Below are 5,798 nucleotides of genomic sequence, written 5' to 3' on the forward strand. Positions count from 1 at the left end.
GTGTCGCGCAGTGCCCGCTTGGCGCTTCCGTCCTCCAGCACAGCGTTGTAGACCGACTGCGGCGCACGGGCTGCCGACTCGATCATGCTGACAGCCGGCGCCGTGCTCATTCGGTCGTCATACGGCTTGCCGTTGAACGAGTTCACCGCCACGGTGCCCACTTGGCCGACCACCGGCACCATTGCGGCCGCCGTACGAAGGGGCGCACCGATCAGCATCTGCAGAAACTCGTCCAGGTACCCGTCCCCCTCTTCATCGTCTGGGCCGCCGCGCATGGCTTGCACGATCGCCTCAGAGAGCCAGGCTGGCACGAGGAAGCCCAGCAGGAACACGTAGAACAGCCGCCCGGCGCCTTTGCGTAGGCCCATCTCCTGAGAAACGCTGGCGAACTCAGTTCCGAGCAGGTTCGCCATGTTGTTGAAGTAGCCGGCGAACTGCGTGAACAGTCTGGTGAACGCGGGCCCGGACTCGAAGCGGGAAATGTCCTCGGGCTGCATGCTGCCCTGGGTCTCCCGCACCGCGGCGTTGGCTTCCCGGATCGCTTCGCGTTCCGCCTTGCCCTCGGCCAGAGCTTGATCGTAGGCGCCCGACCAGGTGATGACGTCCACCACGTTCTGGAAGGCCGACTGCAGGAAGTAGGCATGCCGTGCGGTCCAGGTCTGGGCCTTCTCATAGGGGCCGGGGTTGACCAGCAGCTCCTCGATGTCCTGACGCATGCGCATAGCCTGGCCGTCCAGCCGGTTGGCCATGAACGGCGAAAGCCGAGCCACCTCGGCAGAGACCTCTGCAGGCGCCCGCATGTAGCGCACAGAGGCGCTGGCCAGGAGCCCCGGCTTGACCCGAACCGCGGCCACAGTAAAGCCGGTGACCTGCTGCATGGCGTTCGTCAGGTTGCCGAACATCGCAGCCATGCCCGCCCGCGATCGAGCCGCCCGGAAGAAGCGGTCGGCCAACTTGCCGCCCCAACCGGTGGAAGGGGTCTCCACGGTCTGCTTGGCCGCCCGGTTGAGCCAGGGCAGCAGCAAGTCCGTGTAGGCCACCGGGTCGTAGCGGTTGAGCTTGCCGGCCAGTCCCCTGGCGCGCAGTGTGCGCATCACGTCGCGCACCTTGGGCTCCATGTGGGCGAACAGCAGCACCTTGTCGATGTGCTGGGGCAGAAGACGCAGGTCCAGCGCCAGCGGTCGGTTGTACTCCACACGGGACTTGGTAAAGCCGCGCGCGGTGGCCGGGAACATGTAGGCGTTGCCTTGGTTCACCGCCTCCAGTTCGGCGTTGATCGCGGCGTCCTGCACCTCGAACGTGTCCGTGATGGCCGGCACGTAGCCGCCGCGCCAGGTGCCAAACTGGTTGGTGAAGCTCTCGGCAGAGACCTCATCGAAGTAGCGGCCAAACACCTCGCGGTGCGTGCGCTGCGCGAGCGGCTTGGTCTCCTCCAGCAGATCCCAGACGCCTTGCACGAACTCGAAGTGCTCGCGCTTGAGCTTGCCCTCCCTGATCATGCGCTGCACAAAGCTATCCCAGGCGCGGGTGTCCAGGCCGCCCTCGGCCGTCTCCGAGCCCCAACCCCGGCCCAGCAGCAGCTTGCGCCGGTTGGACTCGTTGCCGGTGTGGAGGACCGCGTGCAGCAGTTCGGCCATGCCGGCGTCACCCTTGGAGGCGCCGAACGTGTAGCCGCTGCCCAGCTCCGGGGCGTCTATGCGCCCGGCCACCAGCGTCGGCTCAATGGCGCGCAGCAGATCCCGATAGCGCTTCAGATAGGCCCCCGTGTCAGCCCGGTAGGCGTCGGCGGCCTCGCTGATGGGCGTGAAGACGAACCGACGAAAGACGCCGGACGCGCGCCGGCCATCCATTCGGGACACCCAGGACTCCACTCGGCGCAGCGCCGCACGGGCGCCCATGAGGTAGCGCACGCGCTTCTCGCCTTCCGTGACTGCCTGACCCTCGCCGGGCACTGTCTCGGGCACGCCGAGCGCGTCCAAACGGGCCGCCAGTGCCTCGGTGACCTGGCCGCGCTCCATCATCTGGCCGTCGATCTCCACCAGCTTCTCGCGGCGTGCCAGGTACCACAGCGAGTCGATGTGATCACGCAGCGCCCGAAGCTCGCCGATCGTCAACTGGTCCAGCGGTTTGGCGTTCTGCTCAGCCTCCTGCAGCATGGGCTCGACCGTGGCGAACAGCTCGGGGTCGTAGGCCTTGACCGCGTCCATGTAGGCGCGCGGGTTCTTGCCGCGCATGCCGACGCCATACTCGGCCAGGATGGCGCGCGCCGTGTTGACCAGATCCATGTTGCGGCTCTTGCCCGCGGTCTCCGCGCTGCCTTCCGCGATCGAGCGAAAGAGCGCCAGGGTCTTGGTCGCCTCGGCCTGTGCCTCATAGGCCGCCCGCGTCGCCGCGTGGTTGATCAGCTGGTATCGCTTCTGGCGCACAGCCTCGTCCACCTCACCGCGGCGCAGCGCGTCCTCCGCGGCCTTGCCAGCCCGCAACTCAGCCGCCGCGAACTGTGCGGGGCGCAGTTTGCCGGCCGGCGTGTTGTTGACCATGCGGGCCGCCTGCTCCTTGGCCATGCGCGCCAGTTCGCGCGCCCCGCCCACTGCCTTGCGCAGGCCTGCCAGTTCGGTGGCGAGGAAGCGCGTGCGCACGTCGTTGTGGATCGCCTCGTCGGCGGCCCGGGCGATTGCCTGCGGGCTCGACAAGTCGCCGTGCTCTTCAAGCATGCGCTGGTCCGTCATGCCGTCAATCACGGTCTGCATCGGCTGGGCGTCCAGCAGTTCGCGCACCATGGCGTCCCCCGACCCGAAGCCGAACATCTCGGCAACTTGGTCGGGGTGCATCCCGTTTTCGGCCAGCATGCCGTAGGCGCCATAGCCAAGTTTCTGCCACTCGATCGCGCCCAGGGCACCCTCGGGGTACATCTGCCGCAGGGCTGGGATGCTTAACCGGTGGCCGGCTTCGGCCTTGATCTGCTCGCCATCGGCCCCTGTCACCTCGCCTCGCTTGAGCCAGCGGGCGGCCGCGTACACCGGCCAGGCTTGCACCTCGGCCTCGACTTCCGCACGCACCTGCTTGCGGATCTCGATAGCTTCCCTGTTGAGCTTGCGGACAGTGTCCGCGCGCAGGCGCGATGTCCACGCCATGTCCCGCACGCTGCGGGCTTCCAGTTGCTCCACAGCTTGCGCTGTGGCGTGCTTGTCCAGGCTCTTGTATTCGCGCCAGTCCACCCCGTGCTCGGCGGCATCCTCCGCGGACTTGAACAGCGGCGCCATGTTGCGCGCGGCCTCGGCCTGGCGGATCTGGTCGTCTGTGGCCAGCATGCGAGCCATCACGGCCCGCACCTCATCCGACAGTTCGACATTCAGGCCGGCGAGGTTGCGGTACACCGCGACCAGCCAGTCGCGGAAGCGGGCGAACATCTGGCCCAGTTCGAACGACGGCGCGCGCCCCTCGGCCAGGTACTTCTCGAAGCCCCGGGCGAACTGCTCATGGTGGACACGCTTTTGCTCCAGGGTCATCGCCTGCCAGGTGGCCAGGTCTTGGACGCCCATCCAGTCCAGCAGGATCTGCATGTCGCCTTGCAGCAGGGCCGCGTCCTTAGCCACGGTCGCATAGGTTTCCAGGAACCAATGCGCTGCCTCATGCAGGAACGTGGACAGGTCTGCCCCCTTGAACAGCGCAATGACAGGCTTGCCGTCCTTGGTGAATTCTGCGGGTACGAAGCCCCCGCGCTGCGACTGATACAGCACCTTGCCGGGCCCAGGGCGATACATACCCTCGGACACGGTGAACGCGCGATTGCGCCCCTTGTTCTCGATGAAGCCAAACCGCCTGTAGAAGTTGGTCAGCCGGGCCTTGTTGCCGCCGAAGTCAGCAGAAGGTGACAGCACGATGTTCTTGCCCGTGCGATCTGCATAGTCGACCAGCGTCTGCATGGCGGACGTGCCCATACCCGTGCTGCGCGCATCCTCGGGCACGACGATCTTGGCCAGCGTGATGGTGTCGCCGGACTCCAGCAGACTGTGTTGCACGCCTGCCTCGTCCCATTGGCGGCGCACTTCGTCCAGCGTTGCGCTCTGGTCGAGCATCGCTGGCCCGGTGACACCCTCGGCCGCAATGGTGGGAGCGAAGTGCTCGAACAGCTCGCGCGGGTTCACGCCGATGCGCTGGCCCAGCGTCTCGAAGAAGGCCCGCGGGAGCTGCGCATAGGCCTTGTTCACCGCAGGCGAGAAGCGGCCGGCGGCGTTGAGTTGGTCAAGCACTGCGGCCTCTATTGCGCGCGCGTCCTGCTCGGCCGCCTCGTTGCGTTGCCGCGCCTGGATCTGCTCGGCCAGCTGTTCGGTGATGCCCTCAAGTTGGTCACGTGCGAAGGCCCGGGCCTCGTTGTGTGTCATGCCCCCCGGCTCGGTCTTGACGTCGCCAAGCAGGTCTTGGGCAAGCCCGGCGCCGGCGATCCTGGCTGCGAACTCCTCAACGGGGATCCGGATGTCACTGCCCGTATCGAGTGCAGTCTCGACTTGCTGAGCCACGGATGGGGACGCCGCCGAGATCTCATCGAGCTTGCCGGACTGCGCGAGAGCTTGTGCCGAGATGTAGACCTCCTCCAGGCCGGTCTCGCGTGCAGCGTCCTGCACGAACTGCTCGAATGCTGCAACGTCACGGCCCCGCAGCTTGCTGGCCTGCGCTACGCGGGTCAGATCCTCCAAGGCACCGGCGCGCACCTCCGCCGCGAGGGCTTCCGCTGTCCGGTACCCGTGGCGAGCGCGGACGTGCAGCGCCGACTCCACCAGGGTGCGGACGATGCCGCCCACAGCAGCCCCCACACTGCCCTCATCTGCGGCTTCAGCCAAGGCCACCTTGGCATCGGGATTGGTGAGGGCCTGGCGCAGCAGGTCTTGCGCAACGCTCTCCGCGGCTTCCTGCGCACCCTCGGACGCAGAGGCGATGCCTATGCGGGTGAGCGCACCGACAAGCGCGTTCTTGGCGGGCGCGGCTACGGGCCCAAGCAGCTTATCCAGCGCCCACTTTTCCGAAACCGCAGTGACGACGGCCCCGCCGACCGTGGCCAAGTCCTTGGTGCCCTGACTCGCGTCGTCCTTGCCCACCTTGTCATCCATCGCGGTGAGGCCGTCCAGGTACAGGCCCGCCGCACCTCCGCTGACCGGGTAGGTGACGACCTGGCCCGCGATCTGGCCCAGGCCCGCGAGCACATGATCCCCGAACGACTGCCGCGCCGCGGGAACCATCAGATCTTCTCTGGCGTAGCCCCTGACCGCTTGCCCAGTGGTGCGCCAATCCGTGCCGAGGCTGGGGCCCATTGCGGCCTGTCTGGCGCCCGCGGTCATCGCTCCGCCGCGCGGGGTGGGCAGCATGTCGACCAAGGCACCCGTGATGTTGCGGTGCGCGATGTCGAGTGCCACTCCCACGCCGTTGATCCGGCCGCCCGCCCAGTCCACCAGCCCGCCGCTGAACTGTCGGAGCCCCCGCTCGAGCATCGTCATGTTGTCCACGTCGTCGTGGGCGACGCCGGCGCGCATGGGGTCGGCCAGAGTGTTGGCGGTCTTGGGGAACTCGCGAGCCAGGGTGTCGTAGTCGACCGCATCCAGCCGGGCCTTGCGCTCGATCTCGGTCTGCCGCACGCGCACGGCCTCGACCGGCATCTGGTAATCGCGCGCCAGGGTCTGCAGCCGGGCCTCGACATCGGGCTGGCGGTCCACTGCGGTGGACATGGACGAGCGCAAGGCCTGCGCCGTGTCTTGTTGGAGCAGGTCGTCGTAGGGATTGAACTGCTGCACCAGGTGGTCGTA

Annotated in this window: 1 protein-coding gene; it reads right to left on the reverse strand. The window is 67.4% G+C overall.

The features are described 5' to 3' along the window. The coding region (locus Q0Z44_RS17945) for a hypothetical protein (protein ID WP_298015324.1) at positions 1-5,798 on the reverse strand (5,798 nt) is incomplete at both ends.

The organism is uncultured Aquabacterium sp. (assembly GCF_947366995.1).
GTDB lineage: Bacteria > Pseudomonadota > Gammaproteobacteria > Burkholderiales > Burkholderiaceae_C > Aquabacterium.